At 66.8% G+C, this 23,485-nt stretch carries 21 protein-coding genes and 3 tRNA genes; 18 read left to right on the forward strand and 6 right to left on the reverse strand.

Annotation, left to right across the window (positions count from 1 at the left end; genetic code table 11):
• Nucleotides 1-67: 67 nt before the first annotated feature.
• From IEW85_RS07085 to IEW85_RS07095, 3 genes are read left to right on the forward strand one after another with little or no spacing between them, the layout of a single operon-like run.
• Nucleotides 68-1,309: an exonuclease SbcCD subunit D gene (locus tag IEW85_RS07085; protein WP_188684115.1), complete on the forward strand. Its 1,242-nt coding sequence runs from the start codon at nucleotides 68-70 to the stop codon at nucleotides 1,307-1,309.
• Entirely contained in the window at nucleotides 1,309-4,713 is a 3,405-nt protein-coding gene (locus IEW85_RS07090; protein ID WP_188684117.1) for an AAA family ATPase, read from the forward strand. The genes IEW85_RS07085 and IEW85_RS07090 overlap by 1 nt, the downstream gene beginning before the upstream one ends.
• Entirely contained in the window at nucleotides 4,710-6,044 is a 1,335-nt protein-coding gene (locus IEW85_RS07095) for a hypothetical protein (protein WP_188684119.1), read from the forward strand. The genes IEW85_RS07090 and IEW85_RS07095 overlap by 4 nt, the downstream gene beginning before the upstream one ends.
• Before the next feature lie 25 nt (nucleotides 6,045-6,069).
• Here IEW85_RS07095 and IEW85_RS07100 read toward each other — a convergent pair whose 3' ends face one another.
• The 5 genes from IEW85_RS07100 to bcp all read right to left on the reverse strand — a co-directional run bounded on the left by IEW85_RS07100 (nucleotide 6,070) and on the right by bcp (nucleotide 10,907).
• Nucleotides 6,070-6,948, reverse strand: coding sequence for an alpha/beta fold hydrolase (locus tag IEW85_RS07100; RefSeq protein ID WP_188684121.1), 879 nt, complete (start codon nucleotides 6,946-6,948; stop codon nucleotides 6,070-6,072).
• A 13-nt stretch (nucleotides 6,949-6,961) separates the two neighbouring features.
• Nucleotides 6,962-8,479 (reverse strand): malate:quinone oxidoreductase, encoded by a 1,518-nt coding sequence (locus tag IEW85_RS07105; RefSeq protein WP_188684123.1) that lies wholly within the window; start codon nucleotides 8,477-8,479, stop codon nucleotides 6,962-6,964.
• Nucleotides 8,480-8,585: 106 nt separating this feature from the next.
• Complete coding sequence (locus IEW85_RS07110) at nucleotides 8,586-10,220, reverse strand: ABC transporter substrate-binding protein (RefSeq protein ID WP_188684125.1); 1,635 nt, start codon at nucleotides 10,218-10,220, stop codon at nucleotides 8,586-8,588.
• Between the two features lie 34 nt (nucleotides 10,221-10,254).
• Nucleotides 10,255-10,335: transfer RNA gene (locus IEW85_RS07115), tRNA-Leu, on the reverse strand.
• Nucleotides 10,336-10,412: 77 nt separating this feature from the next.
• Nucleotides 10,413-10,907 (reverse strand): thioredoxin-dependent thiol peroxidase, encoded by a 495-nt coding sequence (bcp, locus tag IEW85_RS07120; protein WP_188684127.1) that lies wholly within the window; start codon nucleotides 10,905-10,907, stop codon nucleotides 10,413-10,415.
• Between the two features lie 48 nt (nucleotides 10,908-10,955).
• Here bcp and IEW85_RS07125 point away from each other — a divergent pair, with 48 nt between their 5' ends.
• Nucleotides 10,956-11,489: a hypothetical protein gene (locus tag IEW85_RS07125; RefSeq protein ID WP_188684129.1), complete on the forward strand. Its 534-nt coding sequence runs from the start codon at nucleotides 10,956-10,958 to the stop codon at nucleotides 11,487-11,489.
• A gap of 52 nt (nucleotides 11,490-11,541) precedes the next feature.
• On the opposite strand, the gene IEW85_RS07130 is transcribed toward IEW85_RS07125, so the two are convergent.
• Nucleotides 11,542-12,099, reverse strand: coding sequence for a DUF4282 domain-containing protein (locus IEW85_RS07130; RefSeq protein ID WP_188684131.1), 558 nt, complete (start codon nucleotides 12,097-12,099; stop codon nucleotides 11,542-11,544).
• A 231-nt stretch (nucleotides 12,100-12,330) separates the two neighbouring features.
• On the opposite strand from IEW85_RS07130, the gene IEW85_RS07135 reads away from it, so the two are divergent.
• The 14 genes from IEW85_RS07135 to IEW85_RS07200 all read left to right on the forward strand — a co-directional run bounded on the left by IEW85_RS07135 (nucleotide 12,331) and on the right by IEW85_RS07200 (nucleotide 23,484).
• Nucleotides 12,331-12,403: transfer RNA gene (locus tag IEW85_RS07135), tRNA-Lys, on the forward strand.
• A 173-nt stretch (nucleotides 12,404-12,576) separates the two neighbouring features.
• A tRNA-Pro gene (locus IEW85_RS07140) sits at nucleotides 12,577-12,650 on the forward strand.
• Nucleotides 12,651-12,704: 54 nt separating this feature from the next.
• Entirely contained in the window at nucleotides 12,705-14,060 is a 1,356-nt protein-coding gene (gene tig, locus IEW85_RS07145; RefSeq protein WP_188684132.1) for a trigger factor, read from the forward strand.
• 213 nt (nucleotides 14,061-14,273) lie between these two features.
• Entirely contained in the window at nucleotides 14,274-14,861 is a 588-nt protein-coding gene (locus IEW85_RS07150; protein WP_188684303.1) for an ATP-dependent Clp protease proteolytic subunit, read from the forward strand.
• Nucleotides 14,862-14,941: 80 nt separating this feature from the next.
• Nucleotides 14,942-15,580 carry an ATP-dependent Clp protease proteolytic subunit gene (locus tag IEW85_RS07155; RefSeq protein WP_308420873.1) on the forward strand — a complete coding sequence of 213 codons (639 nt, stop codon included), beginning with the start codon at nucleotides 14,942-14,944 and terminating at the stop codon, nucleotides 15,578-15,580.
• Between the two features lie 137 nt (nucleotides 15,581-15,717).
• The gene (clpX, locus tag IEW85_RS07160; RefSeq protein WP_188684134.1) at nucleotides 15,718-17,010 is read left to right on the forward strand and encodes an ATP-dependent Clp protease ATP-binding subunit ClpX; all 1,293 of its coding nucleotides are present in this window, start codon (nucleotides 15,718-15,720) and stop codon (nucleotides 17,008-17,010) included.
• Between the two features lie 170 nt (nucleotides 17,011-17,180).
• The gene (locus IEW85_RS07165; RefSeq protein ID WP_188684136.1) at nucleotides 17,181-18,488 is read left to right on the forward strand and encodes an extracellular solute-binding protein; all 1,308 of its coding nucleotides are present in this window, start codon (nucleotides 17,181-17,183) and stop codon (nucleotides 18,486-18,488) included.
• The gene (locus IEW85_RS07170; RefSeq protein WP_229658876.1) at nucleotides 18,485-19,453 is read left to right on the forward strand and encodes a carbohydrate ABC transporter permease; all 969 of its coding nucleotides are present in this window, start codon (nucleotides 18,485-18,487) and stop codon (nucleotides 19,451-19,453) included. The genes IEW85_RS07165 and IEW85_RS07170 overlap by 4 nt, the downstream gene beginning before the upstream one ends.
• Nucleotides 19,454-20,302, forward strand: coding sequence for a carbohydrate ABC transporter permease (locus IEW85_RS07175; RefSeq protein ID WP_188684139.1), 849 nt, complete (start codon nucleotides 19,454-19,456; stop codon nucleotides 20,300-20,302).
• 62 nt (nucleotides 20,303-20,364) lie between these two features.
• Nucleotides 20,365-20,751 (forward strand): glycine cleavage system protein GcvH, encoded by a 387-nt coding sequence (gene gcvH / locus IEW85_RS07180; protein ID WP_188684141.1) that lies wholly within the window; start codon nucleotides 20,365-20,367, stop codon nucleotides 20,749-20,751.
• Between the two features lie 30 nt (nucleotides 20,752-20,781).
• Complete coding sequence (locus tag IEW85_RS07185; protein WP_229658877.1) at nucleotides 20,782-21,273, forward strand: FHA domain-containing protein; 492 nt, start codon at nucleotides 20,782-20,784, stop codon at nucleotides 21,271-21,273.
• A 128-nt stretch (nucleotides 21,274-21,401) separates the two neighbouring features.
• A complete protein-coding gene (gene ftsR, locus IEW85_RS07190) occupies nucleotides 21,402-22,145 on the forward strand; it encodes a transcriptional regulator FtsR (protein ID WP_188684144.1) in 744 nt (247 codons plus the stop codon).
• Between the two features lie 46 nt (nucleotides 22,146-22,191).
• The gene (locus IEW85_RS07195; RefSeq protein ID WP_188684146.1) at nucleotides 22,192-22,752 is read left to right on the forward strand and encodes a bifunctional nuclease family protein; all 561 of its coding nucleotides are present in this window, start codon (nucleotides 22,192-22,194) and stop codon (nucleotides 22,750-22,752) included.
• 192 nt (nucleotides 22,753-22,944) lie between these two features.
• A complete protein-coding gene (locus IEW85_RS07200; RefSeq protein WP_188684309.1) occupies nucleotides 22,945-23,484 on the forward strand; it encodes a MerR family transcriptional regulator in 540 nt (179 codons plus the stop codon).
• Nucleotide 23,485: the final 1 nt, after the last annotated feature.

The following is a 23,485-nucleotide window of genomic DNA, read 5'->3' on the forward strand; positions in this document are numbered from 1 at the left end:
TGTGCCGTTCACAGTAGCACCGGCGAGGTCACGGGTCCATGTCCCCACCGAGCGATAGCGTGGTCCCATGCGATGGCTCCACACCTCTGACTGGCACCTCGGCCGCGGCTTCCACGGGCATTCGCTGCAGACCGCCCAGCAGGAGATGCTGCAGACCGTCTGCCGCACCGTCAGCCAGGAGAAGGTGGATGTCCTGCTGATCGCCGGGGACGTCTATGACCGCGCGCTGCCTCCGGAATGGGCGGTCCGTGAGCTCGAATCCTGCCTGGAGGAGCTGGTGGCCGGAGGCACCCGGGTCATCATCACCTCGGGCAACCATGACTCGGCCCAGCGGCTGGGCTTCGGCCGCGGCCTCATGGGGGCCGCCGGAGTGCACCTGCGCACCTCGTTGGAGGACGCCTTCACTCCTGTGGAGGTCCCCGACGCCGGCCCGGAGGCCTCCGCAGAGGAGCGCGGCTCCGCCCCGCTCACCCTGGTCTACGGCGTGCCGTATCTGGAACCTGCCCTGGTCCGTGAGGAGCTGGGCCTGGACCGGGCCGACCACACCTCGGTGATGACCGAGGTGGTCCGCCGCATCTGGGAGGACGTGAGCGCTCGCCGTCGTGAGCTCGGTGAGCAGCGCAGCATCCGCACGGTGCTCATGGCCCACCTCTTCGCCGCCCGCGGCGTGGGCTCGGACTCCGAGCGCAACATCGGCGTGGAGGCCCTCGCCGGGGAGCAGATGGATCACCAGGAGCACACTGCCGGCGGCCTGGCCGTGGTCCCGCTGGAGCTCTTCGACGGCTTCGACTATGTGGCCCTGGGGCACCTGCACGGGCGCCAGAAGCTCTCACCGACGGTGCGCTACAGCGGCTCGCCGCTGCGCTACTCCTTCTCCGAGACCGACCAGGCCAAGGGCGCATGGCTCGGGGACTTCCAGGACTGGGAGCAGATCCATCCGGTGGACTGGTCCATCGGCAGGCCGCTGGCCCAGCTGAAGGGTGGGATCGAGGAGGTCCTGGACCCGCAGACCGTGGAGAAGCACCAGGAGGCCTATCTGCAGGTCACCCTGACCGACCCCTTCCGTCCCGAGCGGGCCTATCAGCGGGTGCGGGAGGCCTATCCGCAGCTGTGTTCCTTCACCCACAGCGGCGACGGCGGCTCACAGACTCTGCGCACCTACTCCTCCGCCGTGGAGGAAGCGGTCTCCGAGGCCGAGATCGTCACCGGGTTCCTCGAACATGTCCGCGGACGCGGCCCGGGGGAACAGGAGCAGCAGCTGCTGCAGGAGGCGCTGGAGGCGGTCCGTCGGAGCGGAGCTGAGGCCTGATGAAGCTGCACCAGCTGATCCTGCACGCCTTCGGCCCGTTCCCGGGGACCGAGACCATCGACTTCGACGCGCTCAGCGAGGACGGCCTCTTCCTGCTCAACGGCCGCACCGGCTCAGGGAAGACCTTCATCCTCGACGCCGTCACCTTCGCTCTCTACGGTCAGGTGGCCGGCGAGCGTGGGGTCACCCGGCTGCGCAGCGACCACGCCGCGCCCGGTGCGGTGCCCCAGGTGAGTTTGGAGTTCACGTTGAGCGGCAGGCGCTACCGGGTCACCCGCGATCCGCAGCACTGGCGGCCCAAACAGCGGGGCAGCGGATTCATCCAGGAGAACCAGAAAGCCCATCTGGAGGTCCAGGAGGCCGGAAGCTGGAAGGCCGCGGCCAACGGATCCCAGGCTGTGGGCAAGGAGCTCAGCGAGATCCTGCCGCTGGACCGGCATCAGTTCACCAAGGTCATCCTGCTGCCCCAGGGCGACTTCGCCGAGTTCCTGCACTCCAGCAGCAATGAGAAGAAGCAGCTGCTGCAGCGGCTGTTCGACACCACCACCTTCCAACAGTTGGAGGACCACCTGCGGGAGCAGGCCAAAGAGGCCAAGGCTCAGGTGGAGGAGGCCGACCGCGAGATCGAGGCGTTGCGCGCGGGCGTGCTGGACGGTGCACAGCAGCTGACCGGAGTGGACTTCTCACAGGAGCCGGACGAAGAGGCAGCGCCGGGGGAGGAGACGCCGCCGGGGGAGTCCGAGCCGGCGGAAGAGCCCGAGACAGGTTCTGGGGCCGAATCGGAGATCTCGGCTGAGCCGGGCGGTGCCGCGGAAGACGCCCTGGATGGTGCCCCAGAAGGTGCTGCCCAGCCTGAGATCGAGTCGGCTGAGCTGGATCAGGCGGGCCAGGACGAGGCTCAGCAGGGCCCCGGCGATCATGGATCTGCTGAGACCGGCGACGCAGCAGAGCCTGCGCATCCAGAGTCGGAGGTCGACGCCCTGGCACGGCGCATCACCGCGGAGGCGCAGTCGCAGCGCGCCGGTCTGGCCGCGGCCCTGAGTGCTGCTGAGGATCGGCGGCGCCGAGCGCAGCATCAGGCCGAGGAGCTGAGCGCTCGGGCTCGGGAGCTGGCCCGTTGGACCGCGCACCAGCGTCAGCTTCAGGAGCATCGGGGCCGCAGCGAGGAGGTCGCCGAGCAGCGCGCCTCGTTGGACCGGTATCGTGCGGCCGAGACGCTGGAGGAGTGGTTCCGCTCCGCCGAGCGGACCAGGCAGCAGGCCGCTGAGCATCACAGCAGGGCCGTCCAGCGGGCCCAGAGCCTGCAGGAGCTCTTGGAGTCCCAGCAGGACGTCGCGGCCTACGCCGTGCTGCGCGATGAGGTCGAAGGCGGCGCGGAATACACACCCGACGACGGCACAGGTTCCGGCGCAGAGAGCGGAACCGGCGCTGAGATCGACAGTGACCAGCTGCAGGCTGCGCGTCGGGAGCTGACTGAGCTCCAGGGGCAGCTGCGCGCGCAGGACGCCCAAGCTCTGGAGACCCGGCAGAAGGAGCTGGCCCGCCGGGCCCGGGAGCTGGGCGAGCAGGTGGAGTCTCAGCAGCAGACGCTGAGCGCCGCTGAGGCCGCCCAGGTGAGGCTGGCCGAGCAGAGTGCGTCCCAGGAGAAGGAGCTGCGCGACCCTGAAGAGCTGGAGGAGCAGCGTGACGCCGCCCGGGCTGAGCAGGACCGGCTCTCCGGCCAGGCCGAGTCGCGCCGCGTCCTGGACTCTGCCCAGCAGGAGCTGCAGACGGCCCAGGAGCGGCTGAGGGAGAGGACCTCCCAGGCCGAGGCAGCCGCTGCGGCCCACGAGGAGGCGCTCAATGAACATCTGCGCGGGATCGCCGCCGAACTCTCGGGCAGCCTGATCCCCGGCCAGCCCTGTCTGGTCTGTGGATCGGTGGATCACCCGCAACCGGCTGCGGCTGATGAGCAGACGGTCACCCGTGCACAGGTCCGCCAGGCGCTGAGTGCAGCCGAGGAGGCGGCCGGCGCGCGTACCGCCGCAGCCTCAGCGGTGGAGGAGAAGACCCAGCGCGTCCAGACGCTGACCGAGGAGCTGGGCGAGGCCGCAGAGCAGTCCCGCGAGGATCTGCAGGCAGCGTTGGAGGCCGCCCGGGAGAAGACCTCCCAGGCCGAGCAGCTGCGCCGGAGTCAGCGCGAGCTCCAGGCTCAACTGGCCGCCTCCCGGACGGAGCTCAGTGAGGCCGAACAGCGGGAGACCTCCGCCCGTGCGGCGCTGACCGTGGCCCGCTCCGAGCAGGAACGGGTGACCGAGGATGCCGCCCGCACTGAGTCCACACTTTCGGAGCTGCGCGGCGCTCACGAGAGCATCCGAACCCGCAGCGCGGCCCTGGACCGCCTCCAGTCTGCCCTGGATGAGGCCGAGGCAGCTCTGCAGCGGTGGCGGCAGAGCGCCCAGCAGGCTGACTCCTCCCAGCAGGAGGCCCAGCAGAAGCTGGAATCCTCCGCCTTCGAGGACCGCAGAGCGGTGCGCTCCGCCCTGCTGGAGGAGCAGCTGCGTCAGGAGCGTCAGCGCAGTGTGGAGGCCTGGGACCGTGCTGAGCTGAGGCTTCAGGAGGAGGCCAAACTGGAGGAGGTGGCCGCCGGTCGGCGTCGTGCTGAGGCGGGGGAGGAGCCCCCGGATCCGGAGGCGGTGCAGCAGGGGGCCGATGCCGCGGAGGCCGCAGCCCAGCAGCACCAGGAAGCCCTGCGGGCCCTGGACCGTTTCGACGATCGGCTGGAGCATCTGCGGCAGAGCCTGCAGCGGGTCCAGCAGGCTCACCGGCAGCGCGAGGAACAGCTGGCCGAACAGGTCCGCCGCACCGAGCTGGCAGATACGATCAACGGACGCGGCCCGGACAACCGCTTCGGCATGACCCTGACCACGTTCGTGCTGGCCGCACGGCTGGAACGGGTGGCCGAGGCTGCCACCCGGCATCTGCAGATCATGTCCGAGGGCCGGTACCGCCTGCTTCACGACGACTCCAAACGCGGCGGGGGCCTCCAAGGTCTGGAGCTCAAGGTCACCGATCAGCACAGCGATGAGGAGCGTCCCACCTCCTCGCTCTCCGGAGGGGAGACCTTCATGGCCTCCCTGGCTATGGCTCTGGGCCTGGCCGAAGTCGTCCAGGCCGATGCCGGCGGCGTCGGGCTGGAGAGTCTGTTCATCGATGAGGGCTTCGGCTCCCTGGATGAGGAGACGCTGGAGCATGTGATGGGTGCCCTGACCCGTCTGCAGGGGGAGGGCCGGCGCGTGGGCGTGGTCAGCCACGTCACCGAGATGCACCAGGCCATCCCCGTGCAGCTGCGCGTCATCAGGAGCCCCTCCGGCTCGCGGACCCAGATGCATCTGAAAGCCCCGGCGGCCGGGGCAGCGTCATGATCACCGCCGGCAGAACAGCTCTGGAGGTCGCGGCCCGTCTGCCGGGCGCGCTGCTGCCTGTGGCGCTGCTCGCGGCCATCGGCCTGAGCACCCGCTCCCTGTTCACCACAGGACTGGTGGTGGCAGCTGCCGCTGCGGCCCTGGCGCTCTCAGGACCGTTGGGCGCAGCCGCCGCAGAACACTGGGGCCGCAGGCCCACGCTGCTCACCGGTGCCGCCGCTCATGTGGTCAGCCTGGTCCTGCTGGTCACCGCCGTGGACCGTTTCACCCATCGGCACACCGTCACCTCCGACATCACTCTCTTCGCCCTGGTGATGGGCTTCACCGTGCTGGCCGGACTGACCGTCCCGCCGGTGGGAGCCGCAGCCCGCGGCCGATGGCGCCCCCTGCGGCTCAGCCCCGCCGAAGGACTGCGCCGGGACGGACTGCGGGAGGACGCCGCACTGGTCCTGGCCGGCCTGCTCACCGCTCTGCTGACCTGGAGCGCGGCACCCACAGCAGGTCTGCTGGCCGCCGCCGCCGTCACCGCTGCGGCTGTTCCGCTCTTCGCCATGGACAGCAGAGTGGGTGCCCTGGATGAGGAGCAGCAGTGCTCCGGTCGCCGTGAGGAGGATGAGTCGGAGACGCCGCTGCGGACTATGCTGCCCGGGACGGACGCCGCCCGCCGGCAGGCCGTGATGGCGGGAGCAGCGCATACCTCAGAACCAGCACAACCTTCACGGTTGTCGATCGGCGAGCTCCTCGCAGTGTCAGCGCGGGCGTTGCTGCTCGGCGGAGGCGCGGCCCTGCTCTGGATCATCGTGCTGGGCAGCGCCCTCTCCGTCTATCAGGGCGGTTGGTCGGCGGCGCTGAGCATCGCCCTGTGCCTGGCGGCAGGAGCAGCGGCGGCCCGGCACAGTGGAGGCGTCCTCGGCTCGCGCCCCCAACGGCCTGCCGCTCTGGGCGGTCTGTCCGCGGCACGGCGACGACGACTGCTCAGCACGCTGACCGTCCTGCTGCTGGCCCTCACCGCGCTGATGAGTACTCTGATGGGACTGACCCCGTTCAGCGGAGTCTTCAGCGGATGGTTCGGGCTGATGCTGGTCACGCTGACCGCGGCCCTGGCCTCCGCGGCTATGGGTGGGCTGCTGGTGGAGCTGTATCAGCAGATCGGCCAGCCCCAGTTTCCTGCAGCCCGGTTCTCTGCAGATCAGCTCAGACAGGCCCCGTCCCATCCGGACCACGCACAGCCCGACGGCGGCGCCTCAGAGATGCTGCTGGGCGGTGCGATGCTCGCGGGATCGGTGCTGGGCTTCGCCGTGGGAGGGCTCGCTGTGTCCCTGTGGGGATGAGCAGTCGCCCTCGGAGCCCGTGGCCTCAGAGGAAGTCGAGGACGGCGCGCTTATAGTCCCGCGAGGTCAGTACGCTGACGTGATTGCGGCCCGGGATCTCCACGAACTCCGCCTCTGCGCCGGTGCCGCGCACCCAGTCGGCCAGCTGCTGAGCTCCGGCGGCGATGGGGTCCTTCTCTCCGGCCACCACCAGTGTGGGCACTGAGGGGACGGCGTCTTCCGGGGCATAGTGGTCCCGGGCCAGGCTCAGCCGCAGCTCCACCACATGGGGCAGGTGCTGATCCGGCAGAGCCGCCGCCACGGTGACGTATCTCCGGGTGAGCTCATCGGCGGGCTCAGGTCCGCCGGCGGCCCAGGTGCGAGCCTGCTCGGCGTCAACGCGGTAGACATCATCGGAGACCGGGGATCCACCCATCACCAGAGACACCACGTCCTGGGGATAGTCATGCGCGAACTGCCAGGCCAGTCGGGAGCCCATCGAATAGCCGTGCAGCGCCGCCGGGGCGCCCACCTGCTCAGCGATGATCTCGTGGAGGTCATCGAGGATGTCGGCACTGCGGATCTCGGCCGGATCCACCTCCTTGGAGGCGCCGTGGCCGGGCAGGTCCACGGAGAGCACTGTGCGTGAGGCCGCACCGGAGCCGTCGGCGTCGAGGCCGGCCAAGGGATCCAGCCACCCGGTCTTCACCCAGTTGAACAGGGTGTTCGAGGCGAACCCATGGATCAGCAGCACCGGCGCGGCGGTGTCAGCGCCAGCACCCTCAGCGTGAGTGCCGGCAGCACCGGCGCCGCCGGAGCGCGCGCCAGCGCTTCCCCCAGAGTCCTCAGCGCCGCGCCAGATATGGACGGTCAGGCCGAGATCGGTCCGGAAGGACTCCGGCGCCGGATAGCGCAGCGTGCCCACAGAAGGCCCCGGCTCAGCTGTCCAGCTGCAGGGTCTCGCTGGTGGCCGCGGAGATCTCCTCGAACAGCTTGGGCTCTTCGTTGAGGAGGTGGCCGTAGGAGGGCACCATCTCCTGCAGCTTGGGCTTCCATCCCTCCAGCTGCGCGGGGAAGCAGCGCTCGAGCAGCTTGAACATGATCGAGGGAGCGGTGGAGGCTCCGGGGGAGGCGCCCAGCAGACCCGCGATGGAGCCGTCGCCGCCGGTGACCAGCTCAGTGCCGAACTGCAGCACACCGCGGCCCTTGGCGTCCTTCTTCATCATCTGCACGCGCTGACCCGCGTGGACCAGCTCCCAGCCCTCGCCCTCGGCGTCGGGGTAGAAGTCGCGCAGCTGCTCCACCTTCTGCTTGTGGGACTTGGTCACCTCCTTCATGAGGTAGCTGACCAAGCCGGTGTTGTCCATGCCCACCTGCATCATCGGCAGCAGGTTGTGCGGGCGCACGGAGAAGGGCAGATCGAAGTAGGAGCCCTGCTTCAGGAAGTTGGTGGAGAAGCCGGCGTAGGGGCCGAACATCAGGGAGCGGCGTCCCTCCACGAACCGGGTGTCCAGGTGCGGCACCGACATCGGGGGAGCGTTCTTCACCGTGGCCAGGCCGTAGACTTTGGCGTGGTGCTGCTCGATGACCTCGGAGTCGGTGGCGCGCAGGAACTGGCCGGACACGGGGAAACCGCCGATGCCCTTGATCTCCTCGATGCCCGAGGACTGCAGCAGATGCAGTGCGCCGCCGCCTGCGCCGACGAAGACGAAGCGGGCCGAGACGGTGCGCTTCTCGCCGGCGGAGCGGTTCTTGACCTTCATCTCCCAGCGGCCGTCGCTGCCGCGGGAGAGGTCCTGGACCTCGTGGCCGTAGCGCAGCTCCACGCCCTGGCTGCCCAGATGGTCGGCCATCTGGCGGGTCAGGGCGCCGAAGTCCACATCGGTGCCGTTGTCGAACTTGGAGGCGGCCACGCGCTGCTCGGCGTCGCGGCCTCCGGTCAGCAGCGGGGCCCAGGACTCGATCTCGGCCTGGTCCTCGGTGTGCTGGATGTGGCTGAACAGAGGCTCTGCCTTCAGCGCCTCGTAGCGGTCCTTGAGGTAGTCGGCGTTCTCATCGCCCCAGACGAAGCTCATATGCGGCAGCGCATTGATGAAGGTTCGGGGAGAGCCCAGCGTGCCCTGCTCCACCCAGTGGGACCAGAGCTGACGGGACACGTGGAACTGCTCGGCGATGCCGGCGGCTTTGGCGGTGCCCACAGTGCCGTCGGCGCCGCGCGGGGTGTAGTTCAGCTCGCAGTAGGCGGTGTGGCCGGTGCCGGCGTTGTTCCAGGGGTCGGAGGACTCCTGGCCGGGCTGGTCGAGGGTCTCGAACAGGCCGATGGACCAGTGGGGCTCCAGCTCCTGCAGCAGAGTGCCCAGCGTGGTGGACATGATGCCGCCTCCGATGAGGACGACGTCGAACTTCTCCGCCGCTGCGCTTGAGTCTGATGTGCTGGTCCTCGTTGACGTGGCCACAGAATTCTCCTTGTCGGTCCCCACGGGCAGCTGCGCCGGAGCGGCTGCCCCCTGTTTCGTCTGAGACTTTACCCGCGCCCGGTTCAGGGGAAGAAATCAGATGACATCACTGCGGAACGATGTCCCGGAACAGTTCGTGCAGCACCGGTGAGAAGGGGTAGTCCACGATGTTCTGACCCAGCGCCAGCCCGGAGATCGGGTAGGCCAGCGGCAGCGCCGGGATGTCCTCGGCGATCAGTTCGGCAGCCTCGCGGTAGAGGTCGTTGCGCGAGTCCTCCTGGGTCTCGCTGCGGGCCTGATGGATCAGGTCGCGGACCTCTTCGTTGTCATAGTTGAACTCAGAGGTCACCGAGGAGAACAGCGGGCCCAAGAAGGAGTGCGGGGAGCGGTATCCGCCGTTGCGGCCCAGCAGATGCATGGCCCGGTCCTCGTCGGCCAGCAGGCTGTCCACATAGCTGTCGTTCCACGGCACAGGCCGCGGCACCACGTTCATTCCCACCCGGGTCAGGTCCCGGGCGATGGAGGCGAAGATCGCCTCGGGCTGGGGCAGATAGCTGCGCGTGGCGTTCATCGGGTAGAAGAACGGCAGCTCCTCACCGTCGTAGCCGCTCTCCTCGAGCAGGCGCTCGGCCTCATCCCTGTTCATGGAGAAGCGCAGCGCCTCCTCGGAGTGCACACCCAGCGCGGCCGGGGTGAACTGGTGGGCGGTGCTGGTGCCCTCCAGGAAGTGGTTCTGCACCAGGGAGCCGCGGTTGACCGCCCGGGCCACCGCCTCGCGGACCAGCGGATCCGACATCACCGGATGCTCCAGGTTGAAGCCCAGGTAGAGCACGGAGAACGGGTCGCGCTGCAGGAACATCCGGCCCGACTGGACCAGGGTCCGCAGATTGTCCGCGGTCACGTAGTCATAGACGTCCAGCTGACCGCGCTGCAGCTCGCGCAGCCGGTCGAAGGAGCGGGGGATGGAGCGCACGGTGACCTGCTCGACCTGGGCCGCTCCGTTCCAGTGGTCCTCGAAGGCGCGCAGCACGATCTGGCCGCCCTCGGTGGAGATCACCTGGTAGGCGCCGGTGCCCACGGGATTCTCCGAGACCTGCTCGGGATCGTCATCGGAGAGGGTCTCGGCGGAGACGATCCCGAAAGCGGGCAGGGTCAGCGCCTGGATCAGGAAGACCACCGGCTCGGTCAGGGTGAGCACCACGGTGTGCTCGTCATCGGCCTCCACCGATTCCAGCACGCAGTCCTCATCGCCCATGAACCCGCCGAAGACGGAGGCGAAGGCCAGCGGGACGGTGGTGTCCAGGACCTCGTCGCCGTAGATCTCATCCAGCCGGCCCCAGCGCTCGAAGTTGGCCACGATGACGTCGGCCGTCAGCTCGGAGCCGTCCTGGAAGGTCACGCCCTCCTGCAGCTCGAAGGTGTAGGTCAGCTGGTCGTCGCTGATCTCCCAGCCGGCGGCCAGCAGGGGAGCGGTGCTGCCGGTCTCCTGCTCGATGCCCACCAGCGTCTCGAAGACCTGCCGGCAGATCCGCTCGGTCTCAGTGTCCACGGCCAGCGCCGGGTCCAGGGAGGTGACCTCGGAGACGGCGGAGACGACGATGGCGTTCTCCGGAGTTCCATGTTCGCTCTGCTCAGCCGGGTTCACCGGGGTGGAGGCTTCGTCATGCTGCAGCGCCAGGGCCGAGGTGGCAACGGCTGCGCCGGTGACGCCGAAGAAGCGTCTCCGGTCCATCTCAGCCATCTGGGCTCCGTTTCTCATCATCTCGACATCACGGTGCGCGAGGCGGGACTTGAACCCGCACGTCAAAGACACTGGAACCTAAATCCAGCGCGTCTACCAATTCCGCCACTCGCGCCTGCCGCGCCCGGCGATGCATCACATGCAGTCCGGACGCGGCTGACCATTCTACTGGCTCTGAGAGCCGGGAGCGTCTCAGACGCCGAGCTTGGTGCGCAGGCGCTCCACGTGGCCGGTGGCCTTCACGTTGTACTGGGCCAGCTCCACGGTGCCCTCCTCGTCGATGACCACAGTGGAGCGGATCAGACCCACGGAGACCTTGCCGTAGTTCTTCTTCTCGCCCCAGGCGCCGTAGGCCTCGGCCACGGCGTGGCCCTCATCGGAGAGCAGCGGGAAGTTCAGATCCTGCTCATCGGCGAACTTCTCCAGTGCGGAGACCGGGTCCGGGGAGATGCCCAGCACGGTGTAGCCGGCACCCACCAGCGACTGCAGCGAATCGCGGAAGTCGCAGGCCTCGGTGGTGCATCCCGGGGTGGAGGCCTTGGGATAGAAGTAGGTGATGACCTTCTGTCCGCGCAGGTCCTTCAGTGAGACGGTGGATCCGTCTGCGGAGGTCAGGGAGAAGTCGGGGGCGGCGTCGCCTGCGGAGAGGCGTCCGGCGTCGTCGGGAGTGTTCTTCTGCTCAGTCATGGCCCCCACTTTACGCGCCGGTCATACACGGTCCGTAGACTTTGCGGCATGGCGACCATCACGGAGCGCGACGAGGCCGCGGAACGACTGATGCATGCCCTGCGCGGGACCTTCGACGCCTCGGTGATGAACTTCGGCTCCTACAACATCCTCTATGCGGCCAATCGCTGCGCCGCCGCCCCTGAAGAGATCGACGACGCCGACTCCTCGGCCCAGCAGCGGGCCGCCTCCGCAAGGCATCTGTTGGTGGGCTACCGCCGTCAGCCGGTGGAGCTGGTGCTCTGCCCGGTGGATCTGCGCGAGGCTCTGCCCCGTGCCGCGGCAGAGAACGACGCCGAGCCGGTCCCTTCGGTGCCGGCCACGGTGAACCTCACCAATCTGGCCGGACTGGCCACCGATGATGAGGGAGTGGAGATCATCTTCTCCACCGGATACCGGGTGGGGCTGCGCATGTGCAGCTCGGTGGTCTTCGAGGAGATGCCCCAGGCACGGATCGAGCAGCGCTGGGACGTGGAGGACTTCTACGAGTTCATCGACTTCTTCATGGACACAGTGGAGGCCCAGACCGGGGAGCAGTCCTGAGCGCTCCCGGTCCGGGCCCCATCCATCTGCAGCTGTGCGGGCTCTGTGCCCATCAGCGGCGGCTGAGCACCTCGCGCAGTCCGCGGAACTCCTCCTGCATGGCTGAGGTGTTCTGCGCAGTGCGCACAGTGCTGACCAGGAACTCCAGGACCACACGGATCCAGATCACGTAGAGGATCACCGGGATCCAGCCCAGCAGCAGAGCCGTGGCACCGGCGGCGGGCTCCCAGACGAAGCCTGCCACCACATAGAACAGCCACAGCAGCACCAGGAAGGCGCTGGAGAGGATGTAGATGAACTTGATGAACTTGATCGTGACGAAGCTGTCGAAGTTGAAGTCGAACAGCGCGCCGAAGAAGCCCTTCGCCTCAGTGGCGGCGGCCTGACTCTGGCTCTGCTGGCCCGGATGGGGCTGGCCGGGATGCGGCTGATACGGGCTCGGCGGCTGTCCCGGCTGCCAGGGGTGGGGCGGCTGCCCGCCCTGCGGAGGCTGGGGCGGCTGGCCCTGGGGCTGTTCTCCCTGGGGGTGACCGCTCTGCGGGTGGTTCGGGTCCGGCTGGTTCGGGTCCGGCTGGTTCGGGTCGCTGGGCTGACCGGGCTGCTGAGTCATGGCTGCTCCTCGAAGCGATGCGCGTGAAGTGGTTCGTTCGGCGCGTGACGGCGCGGATCCCAGCCGCGTTCCGCCTCGCACGGTCAGCCTACTGAAGACTGCGGAATAGGGTGAGATCAGGATCACCCTGAGCTCGAGTTGGCGTCCTCTCAGGACCGGTGCTAAAGTTTTATGTCGTTGCCCGGAGCGATCGGGGCAGCATCGCAGAGATCCTCTGGAGCCCGCGAAGACGGGCCTCTAGCTCAACTGGCAGAGCACCAGACTCTTAATCTGTAGGTTCCGGGTTCGAGTCCCGGGGGGCCCACAGCTCCGAGGAGGATCGCACGGGAGGCGTCGTCACCAGGTGGCGGCGCCTCTTCGCGTATCCGAGGCGAACAGGCCGGCTGTGCGCCCTGCGGAGGAGGTGCGATTCGCCGCCGTCGCGGCGGACACGCTATTGTAGATCGGTCCGTGCCGACTCTATGGTCAATGGCACTGCGGGAAGTAGTTCAGTTTGGTAGAGCGCTCGCTTTGGGAGCGAGAGGTCGCAGGTTCAAATCCTGTCTTCCCGACGGCGGCATGGGCCGCGTCAGACAGATCAGTCGTCATCAATCAGGAGCCCCCACGTGGTCAAGAGCACCGTTGAAAATCTGAACCCGACTCGAGTCAAGCTGACCATCGAGGTGTCCTCGGAGGAGCTTGAGCCGAAGATCAAGGCGGCCTACACCAGCATCGCCCAGCAGGTTCAGGTCCCCGGCTTCCGCAAGGGCAAGGTGCCGGCTCCGATCATCGATCAGCGCATCGGCCGCGAGTACGTGATCCAGCAGGCCATCAATGACAACCTGCAGGAGTTCTACCAGGCAGGTCTTGCCGAGGCCGGCATCACCCCGCTGTCCCGCCCCGAGGTCGAGGTGGACGAGATTCCGGACACCAAGACCGATGAGGGTGTCCTGAAGTTCTCCGGCGAGCTGGACATCAAGCCCGAGATCGAGCTGCCCGACTACTCCGGACTGGAGGTCGAGGTCGAGGTGCGCGAGGCCGACGAGGCCGCTGTCCAGGAGCAGCTCGACGAGCTGCGCGGACGCTTCGGCACCCTGAAGGACATCGAGCGCCCCGCCGCCAAGGATGACTTTGTGACCATCGACCTGGTCGCCACCGTCGGTGAGGAAGAGGTGGACAACGCCACCGGCCTGTCCTACCAGGTCGGCGCAGGCACCATGCTCGAGGGCATCGACGAGGCCCTGGAGGGCCTCTCCGCCGGTGAGGACGCCACCTTCGAGACCACTCTGCAGGGCGGCGAGAATTCCGGCCAGCAGGCTTCCGTGAAGGTCACTCTCCAGGCGGTGAAGGAGCGCGAGCTCCCCGAGGCCGACGACGAGTTCGCCCAGATGGCCTCCGAGTTCGACACCATCGACGAGCTCAAGGAGGACCTGAAGAAGAAGGCTGAGGACAACGTCGTCGTCGAACAGGGCGTGGAGGCCCGCGACAAGGTCCTCGAGAAGCTCATGGAGCTTGTCGAGGTCCCCGTCCCCGAGTCCGTGGTCTCCGAGCAGGTCGAGCAGCACTTCTCCGGCCAGGGCCACACCACCGGTGACGATCACGACTCCGAGGAGCACCGCGCGGAGATCGAGGAGCAGACCCGCGACGCCTTCCGCAACGAGATCGTGCTGGATGAGATCGCCGAGAAGGAAGAGATCGGCGTCGACCAGAGCGAGGTCATCGAGTACATCGTCTCCACCGCCGGCCAGTACGGCATGGAGCCCAACCAGTTCGCCCAGATGCTGGACCAGGCCGGCCAGGTGCCCATGATCATGGGCGAGGTCCGCCGCCGCAAGGCGCTGGCCAAGGTGCTCGAGCTGGCCACCGTCAAGGACAGCAAGGGCGCAGAGGTCGACCTGACCGACTTCGTGACCCCGCAGGGCCAGGAGGAGGAGTCCGAGGAGGTGGCCCCCGCAGAGGAGGCATCCTCCGAGGAGAAGTGATCTCCGCCTGAGCCCAGGCATCCGAAGCCCCGCATCCGCCGACGGATGCGGGGCTTCGTGCATCTGCGCCGCCTTCGCCCAACAGCGAACAGTCCCGCGCCGGGAGGGACCGCGGGCCCCAGAGCAAGTAATGTCGTATCCGAATTCTTCTCGAGACATCCAGTGGAGGAGCTGTCCATGACTGAGAGCCCCAGCATGCAAACCCCGCCGACGATGCAGACCGTGGACCCGGCATCCCGGGACGACTACATCTACAACCGGCTGCTCAAAGAGCGGATCATCTGGCTCGGCTCGGAGGTCCGCGACGACAACGCCAACGCCATCTGCTCGCAGATGCTGCTGCTGTCGGCTGAGGACCCCGAGGCGGATATCTACCTCTACATCAACTCCCCGGGCGGTTCGGTCACCGCAGGCATGGCCATCTACGACACCATGCAGTTCATCCCGAACGACGTGGTGACCGTGGCCACCGGCCTGGCGGCCTCCATGGGACAGTTCCTGCTGTCCTCGGGCACCCCGGGCAAGCGCTTCGCCACCCCGCATGCACGCGTCCTGATGCACCAGCCCTCGGGCGGCATCGGCGGCACCGAGTCGGATGTCCGCATCCAGGCCGAGCTGATCCAGCACATGAAGCAGGTCATGGCGGAGCTGACCGCGGAGCAGACCGGTCAGTCCATCGAGACCATCCTGAAGGACAACGCCCGCGACATGTGGTTCACCGCTCAGCAGGGCCTCGAATACGGCTTCTTCGACAAGATCGCCCAGCGCTCCTCCACCGTCTCCGGCGGCGGCGGAGTCTGAGAGAACGAACGAGTCAGCGGCCAGAACAGGACATTCAAGGAGCTTTCATGAACTTCGATCTCAATCAGACTCCGCAGGCGATGCCCATGCCGGGCGCCCCCGCGGCCCCGGGCGTGGACAGCCGCTACATCCTCCCGCAGTTCGAGGAGCGGACCCCCTACGGCTTCAAACGCAACGACCCCTACGCGAAGCTCTTCGAGGATCGCATCATCTTCCTGGGCACCCAGGTGGACGACGCCTCCGCCGATGACATCATGGCGCAGCTGCTGGTGCTGGAGTCCATGGACTCCGAGCGGGACATCACGCTCTACATCAACTCGCCCGGCGGCTCCTTCACCGCGATGACCGCCATCTACGACACCATGCAGTTCATCCGTCCGCATGTGCAGACGGTCTGCCTGGGTCAGGCCGCGTCCGCGGCGGCTGTGCTGCTGGCCGCCGGCACCCCCGGCAAGCGCCTGGCGCTGCCCAACGCGCGCGTGCTGATCCACCAGCCGGCCATGGGCGGCCAGCGCGGAACCGCCACCGACCTGGCCATCCAGGCCGATGAGGTCCGCCGCATCCGCACCTGGATGGAGGAGGTGCTGGCCCAGCACACCGATAAGACGGCTGAGCAGGTCAGCGAGGATATCGACCGCGATAAGTTCCTCTCCGCCGCCGAGGCCGAGGTCTACGGCCTGGTGGACGAGGTCCTGGAGTCCCGCAAGCTTCCCGTGTGAGCTGCGGAATCCACGGCACAGCCATACTCTGAGCACCGGCGGTGACCTGCCTGCATGGCGGTCACCGCCGGTGCTGTCTCTGTCACGTACCCTAGATGGGTACTACGTTTCGTCAGTCGCTGAGGGGATTCACGTCCATGGCACGTATCGGGGAGAGCGCAGATCTGCTGAAGTGCTCGTTCTGCGGCAAGAGCCAGAAGCAGGTCCGCTATAAGCTCATCGCCGGACCCGGCGTCTATATCTGTGACGAATGCATCGAGCTCTGCAACGAGATCATCGAAGAGTACCTCAACGAGGTGCAGGAGCCCGATGACTTCGAGCTCCCCACTCCGGCGGACATCAAGAGCTACCTGGACGAGTATGTGATCGGCCAGGATCCCGCCAAGCGCTCCCTGGCCGTCGCGGTGCACAACCACTACAAGCGCATCCAGGCCACCGGCTCCGCCAAGAAGACCGCATCCCTGGAGAAGGGCCCACTGGACGATGTCGAGATCGGCAAGTCCAACATCCTGATGTTGGGCCCCACCGGATCCGGCAAGACCTACCTGGCGCAGTCCCTTGCGCGGAAGCTGCAGGTCCCGTTCGTCGTCGCCGACGCCACCTCGCTGACCGAGGCTGGCTATGTGGGCGAGGACGTGGAGAACATCCTGCTCAAGCTCATCCAGGCCGCCGACGGCGATGTGAAGAAGGCCGAGCAGGGCATCATCTACATCGACGAGATCGACAAGATCTCGCGCAAATCGGAGAACCCCTCCATCACCCGCGACGTCTCCGGCGAGGGTGTTCAGCAGGCGCTGCTGAAGATCCTCGAGGGAACCACCGCCTCGGTTGCTCCGCAGGGTGGGCGCAAGCATCCCCAGCAGGAGTACGTCCAGATCGACACCACCAATGTGCTCTTCATCGTGGCCGGTGCCTTCGCCGGTCTGGAGGAGCTCATCGAGTCTCGCGCCGGCCGCAAGGGCATCGGCTTCGGTGCTCCGCTGAACACCATCACCAAGGGTGAGGCCAGCTACGCCGACGTCGAGCCGGAGGACCTGCACAAATTCGGTCTGATCCCCGAGTTCATCGGCCGCCTGCCTGTGGTCGCCACAGTGGAGGACCTGGACTCCGATGCTCTGGTCAGCATCCTGACCGAGCCGAAGAACGCTCTGCTGAAGCAGTATCAGAAGATGTTCGCCATCGACGGTGTCGAGCTGGAGTTCACCGAGGGCGCGCTCCGTGCCGTGGTGGAGCAGGCCGAGGCCCGGGGGACCGGCGCCCGTGGCCTGCGCTCCATCCTGGAGGGCGTGCTGAATCCGCTGATGTTCGACCTTCCCTCCCGCGACGACGTCGCTGCTGTGACGGTGACTGAGGAGACGGTGCGTGAGGGTGCTGAGCCTGAGCTGATCACCCACGACGAGCAGAAGAAGCTGCGCAAGAAGTCGGCCTGATCCCCTGACCTGGATCGACCAGGATTTTCCCCATCTCATTCATTGAGAACGTGTGGTGGAATGTGTTCCGCACCATGTCACCGGTGTATATTCGACCGGAACTGTGAACGTGAGCAGAGTCACCGAGGTGCTGATATGCCCGGCGGCTCCACGAGGGGAAGGTGCGATCCATGACGGAACCGCGACGGATCCCCACCAAGCTCGCCCTGAGGGGCGCTGGTGCGGCTTCCGCGGCCATGCTGCTGCTGACCGGTTGCGGGGCCGATGAGGGCACCCCCGTACTGACCTGGTACATCAACCCCGACGACGGCGGCCAGCGCGTCATCGCGGAGCAGTGCACCGAAGAGGCCGACGGCGAATACGAGATCCGCACCTCTCTGCTTCCCGCTGACGCCCCCTCCCAGCGTGAGCAGCTGGCCCGCCGCCTGGCTGCGGGCGACTCCTCCCTGGACATCATGTCCCTGGACCCTGTCTTCGTCCCGGAGTTCGCCGAGCCGGACTTCCTGGCTCCTGTGCCCGATGACGTGGCCGAGCGGACCACGGAGGACACTCTGGAGGGCTCGCTGCAGAGCGCCACCTGGGACGATGAGATCGTCTCCGTCCCGTTCTGGGCCAATACTCAGCTGCTCTGGTATCGCGAGTCGGTGGCCGAGGAGGCCGGCCTGGACATGGACGGCGAGGTCACCTGGGACGACATCATGCAGGCCGCCGAGAGCACCGACACCTACCTGGGCGTCCACGGCGTGCGCGGCGAGTCCATCTCCGTGTGGATCAATGCGCTGGTGGAGTCTCAGGGTGAGTCCATCCTGGAGGATCCGCAGGCTCCGGCCGAGGATGTGGAGACCACTCTGGACTCCGAGGCCGGCCAGCAGGCCGCTGAGGTCTTCTCCACCATCGGGGAGGAGGGCCTGGGCGGACCGGGCATCTCCTCGATGGATGAGGAGCAGGCCATGCGTCTCTTCCAGGGTGACAACGGCTCCTTCATGGTCAACTGGCCCTTCATCTGGGCGGCCACCAACGCTGGTGTGGAGGAGGGCACCCTGGATCAGGAGGTCCTCGACGACATCGCCTGGACCCAGTATCCGCAGATGGAGGAGGGCACTGCCTCCGCGCCGCCGCTGGGCGGCATCAACCTCGGCGTAGGGGCAGATTCGGAGCACCCGGAGCTGGCCTATGACGCAGTGGAGTGCATCGTCTCTCCGGAGCGGCAGACCGAGTACTTCCTGACCAACGGCAACCCACCCTCCTCCGAGGCGGCCTTCGACGATCCGTCCATCGCCGAGGAGTTCCCGATGGCCGATGACATCCGTGAGTCCATCGACAACGGCGCTCCGCGTCCGCAGACCCCGTTCTACAACGAGATCTCCGAGACGCTGCAGGATCAGTTCAGTCCGCTCAGCGGCGTGGATCCGGAGACGACGCCGGGCACTGCGGATGAGCACATCGGTGAGGTTCTGCGAGGGGAGCGTCTGCTGTGAGCACTGCGACCACTGATAAGCGCGCCAAACTGGTGACCCAGCAGGACCGGCGCAGGCAGGAGGTGCGGCTCGGCTGGATGCTGGCCGGCCCGGCCTTCGTGGTGATGCTGTTGGTCACCGCCTATCCCATCGCCCAGGCGGTCTACGACTCGCTGTTCAGCCTGCGTCTGACGGCCCCGGACGAGCGGGACTTCGTCGGCCTGCAGAACTACCTGACGGTCTTCTCCAGCACCGATGTGTTCTGGCGAGCCATGCTCGTGACCATCCTGATCACTGTGCTCGCCGTGGCGGTGCAGCTGGTCATCGGTTTCGCCTTGGCCCTGCTGATGCACCGGGCCATCGTCCAGCTGCGCGGCTCGTTGCGCACTGCGATCCTGGTTCCCTACGGCATCATCACCGTGGTCTCGGCCTTCGCCTGGTACTACATGTTCGACATCAACTCAGGGTTCGTGAACCGCTGGTTCTCCTGGGTGCCGGGCATCAGCGAGGAGATGGACTGGTTCGCCGAGACCTGGAGCGCCCTGGCGGTCATCATCGCCTCTGAGATCTGGAAGAACACCCCCTTCATCGCACTGCTCCTGCTGGCCGGTCTGGCGCAGGTCTCGGACGACCTGTTGGAGGCCGCCAAGGTGGACGGCGCGAACTGGTGGCAGCAGCTGACCCGTGTGGTCATCCCGAATATGAAGGCCGCGATCATGGTGGCGGTGCTCTTCCGCACCCTGGACTCGTTCCGCATCTTCGACAACGTCTTCATCATGACCAACGGCGACGCCGGCACCGAAGTCCTCTCACTGCTGGCCTACCGCCAGTCGATCATGCGCCTGGAGATCGGCCTGGGTTCGGCCGTGTCGGTGATCATGTTCGTCTGCGTGGTGCTCATCGCTGTGGTCGCAGTCAAGGGCTTCAAGGTGAACCTGGCCGAGGGGACCGGATCCAACGCCGGGCAGAAGAAGGAGACCAAGTAGATGATCAAGACTCGTCTCACACCTAAGCAGAAGGGCATCTGGGCCCTGATCGCCGTCGTCGTGTTCATCTACGCGCTGTTCCCGGTGGTCGCGATCTTCGCCAACAGCTTCAAGACCCCGGCCGATGTCGGTGCCGGCACGTTCTGGCCGCAGAACTGGACCTGGCAGAACTACGAGATGATCTTCGTGGGGGAGGCTCAGACGCTCTTCCTGAGCGCGCTGCGCAACTCCATCGGCATCACCCTGATCTCCACGGTCATAGCAGTCGTGCTGGCCACGCTGTGCGCCTATGCGATCGCGCGGCTGGACTTCCCGGGCAAGCGGTTCATCCTCTTCACCGCCCTGGCGGTCTCGATCTTCCCGGTGATCTCGGTGGTGACCCCCCTGTTCAACCTGTGGCGCAGCATCGGACTCTATGACACCTGGCTCGGGCTGATCATCCCGTATCTGTCGCTGACCCTGCCGATCTCCATCTGGACGCTCTCGGCCTTCTTCAAGCAGATCCCCTGGGAGCTTGAGCAGGCGGCATCCATCGACGGCGCCACCCAGTGGCAGGCCTTCCGCCTGGTGATCGTCCCGCTGGCGGCACCCGGTGTGTTCACCGCGGCGATCATCGCCTTCTTCATCGCCTGGAACGACTTCGTCTACGGGATCTCCCTGACCTCCACGGAGGCGGCGCGTCCGGTCCCGGCTGCTCTGGCCTTCTTCGTGGGCGACTCGCAGTTCGAGCAGCCTACGGGAGCGATCTCGGCCGCGGCCATCGTGGTGACCATTCCGGTGGTCATCCTGGTGATCCTCTTCCAGCGTCAGATCGTGTCCGGTCTGACCCAGGGCGCGGTCAAGGACTGACCAGAGGTGCTAAGTTGTCAGGTGAGAGAAATCGACGCCTCACCAGGAGCGGAGCCGAAGCGATGAGCAATATCCCAGCTGAGCTGAAGTACAGCGCCGAGCACGAGTGGGTGTCCACCACGGACACCGACGGTGTGGTGCGCGTCGGCATCACCGACTTCGCCCAGGATGCCCTGGGCGACGTGGTCTACGTGGAGCACCCGGAGGCCGGATCCACCGCCTCCGCCGGCGATGTCATCGGCGAGGTGGAATCCACCAAGTCGGTCTCCGACATCTACGCCCCGGTCAGCGGCGAGATCGTGGCCGTGAACGAGGGGCTGGACGGAGATCCGGCCGCCATCAACAAGGACCCTTACGGCGCGGGCTGGCTCTTTGACGTGAAGCTCAGCGACGCCTCCGAGCTGGACTCCCTGCTCACTGCCGACGACTACAAAAACCAGGTAGGCTGAGAGATCATCGATCCACGGGGAGAGGAGGTCATGATGGAGACCGCACCCTTCGGCCAGGAGGACGGCCGGACATCTGAGGGACCCGACAGGCACGGGGAGACCCGTCCTGTTGCCCATGACAGCGCTGCCGAGACCACGAGCATCTCGCTTCCGCCGGCGGCGGTCGGCCCGTCTGAGCCGAGCCTCTCCGAGAGCGACCATGAGGCGATCAGCGCACTGCCGGAAGGCTCTGCGCTGCTGATCGCCCACAGCGGCGCCAACCAGGGCGCCCGCTTCCTGCTGGATCAGGATGTCACCACTGCGGGCCGCCACCCTGACGCCGAGATCTTCCTCGACGATGTGACGGTCTCCCGGCGGCACCTGAACTTCCACCGCGTGGACGGCGGCTTCGAGATCGAAGACCTGGGCAGCCTCAACGGCACCTACGTCAACCACGACCGCGTGGACCGCTACCAGCTCAAGCCCGGCGATGAGGTCCAGATCGGCAAGTTCCGGCTGACCTACTACGCCGGCTCCAAATAGGAGCTGCTCCCAGCAGCAGTGCGCGGCTGTTCCAAATACCGACCATCTCTTCCTCAGCACGTTATCCTGGGGCTGACTTCTTTCCTTCCCCTGAGCCCGAAAGAGGATACGCAGTGAGTGTTTCGCCTGTGCCGAAGCCGAAGTCGTCGGCTGATGCCGACGATCCGGCGAACTCGCATGTCTTTACGATCTCCGAGGTTCTGCGCGAGCTGCAGAACGAATTCCCTGATCTGACAGCCTCCAAGCTGCGTTTCCTCGAGGAGCGGGATCTGGTGGAGCCGGCGCGTACGGCGTCGGGCTACCGCAAGTACTCGGCAGCGGATGTGGAGCGGCTGCGCTTCATCCTGGCGCTGCAGCGGGACCGCTATATGCCCCTGGACGTCATCAAGAAGACGATGGACGCCCTGGACGCCGGCGAGCAGCCGGAGGAGCTTCCCGACGCCGCCCCGGTGGGTCCGCGGGAGGTCACCAATGAGATGGCCGCCCAGATCACCGGGCGAATCCGGCCGCTGAGCCGCAAGGAGCTGCGCGCACAGTCAGGGGCTACGCGCGGCATGCTCGACACGCTGGAGAAGTTCCGGATCATCAAGGCTGATGGGCAGGGCAACTACAGCCACCACGACCTCAAGGCCGTGAAGTCGGTGCGGGTCCTGGCGCGCTATGGGCTGGAGCCCAAGCACCTGGTCACACTGCGCCGCTCGGCTGATGCGGAGCTGGATCTGATCGGCCGGGCCATGGCCCCGCATGCCGCACGCAAGGACGCTGCCGCCCGGGCGCGTGTGGCCGAGTCCTCCAAGGAGATGCTGGAGTGCCTGAAGGACCTGCGCTCCTCGATGATGGACTCCGCAGTGGAGCAGCTCGACAAGAACTGAGAGCTCCTCAGCTGACGCGAGCCGCGCCACTGCCTACACTGGATGTATGGATGACCAGCAGATCCCGCTGGACGTGGTCGGAGTGCGCGTGGAGCTTCCTTCCAAACAGCCCGTCCTGGTGCTGCGCGGCGCTGCCGAGGGAACCGAGAAGCAGCACGTGGCCATCATGGTCGGTGCTGCGGAGGCCAATGCCGTCGCCGCCGCTATGGAGGGCAGGACCCCGCCCCGCCCGCTGACCCATGATCTGCTGGTGGATGCCCTCAACGGCCTCGGCGGGGGAGTGGAGACCATTGAGATCGGGCTGCTGGACTCTCAGACCTATTCCGGGACGATCACCCTGACCGGCGGCCACATCCTGGATGCCCGTGCCTCCGATGCCATCGCCGTGGCGGTGCGGGTCAACTGTCCGGTGACCATGGATGAGAACACTCTGGCCGCCGTCGCGGTGACTCCGCGCTTCAGGACCGTCTCCGCCGACGGTGAGCAGGCGGCGTCGTCGGATCCTGCCGACCGGCCCGCCCAGTCCAAAGGGCCCATCTCTGAGGCGGAGATCGAGGAGTTCCAGAAGTTCCTCGATTCGGCGGGCCCCGATGATTTCCGCAGCTGACTCTGGCGCTGCCGGGCGACACGCCGTAGGCTGTGGAGCGAATGTCTTTGGCCACGGACTCTCGGGGCAATACCGTGGAGGAAGAAGACTGCAGGAGGGTATGAGGTGAGTCTGGATTTCCACTCACGCGCATCGCGTGAGGCTACCGAGAACGCTGTGACGACCGTGCAGCAGCGTCTCTTCGACGACGGTATGCCTGAGCTCGACGAGCAGATGGGCTACCGCGGTCCCATCGCATGCTCCGCCGCCGGGATCACCTACCGGCAGCTGGACTACTGGGCGCGCACCAAGCTCGTGCAGCCCTCCCTCCGCAACGCCTCGGGCTCCGGCTCGGCGCGTCTCTACTCCTTCCGGGACATCCTGGTCCTCAAAGTGGTCAAGCGCCTGTTGGACACCGGAGTCTCCCTGCAGCAGATCCGCAGCGCCATCGAGCACCTGCGTGAGCGCGGTGTGGACGACCTGGCGCAGATCACCCTGATGTCTGACGGTGCCTCGGTCTACGAATGCACCTCCCCGGACGAGGTCATCGATCTGGTCCAAGGCGGACAGGGCGTCTTCGGCATCGCCGTGGGCCGTGTATGGCGCGAGGTCGAGGGCAGCCTGGCAGAGTTCCCGCGTGAGCGCTCCGAGGATCCCGAGGAGCAGGCGGCAGAGGGTGTGCAGCCCACGCTGGACGCCTTCGAAGGTCAGGACGAGCTCGCTAAGATGCGGGCGCGCCGCCAGGCCTCCTGAG

The sequence above is a fragment of the Nesterenkonia cremea genome, from assembly GCF_014642675.1.
Lineage (GTDB): Bacteria > Actinomycetota > Actinomycetes > Actinomycetales > Micrococcaceae > Nesterenkonia > Nesterenkonia cremea.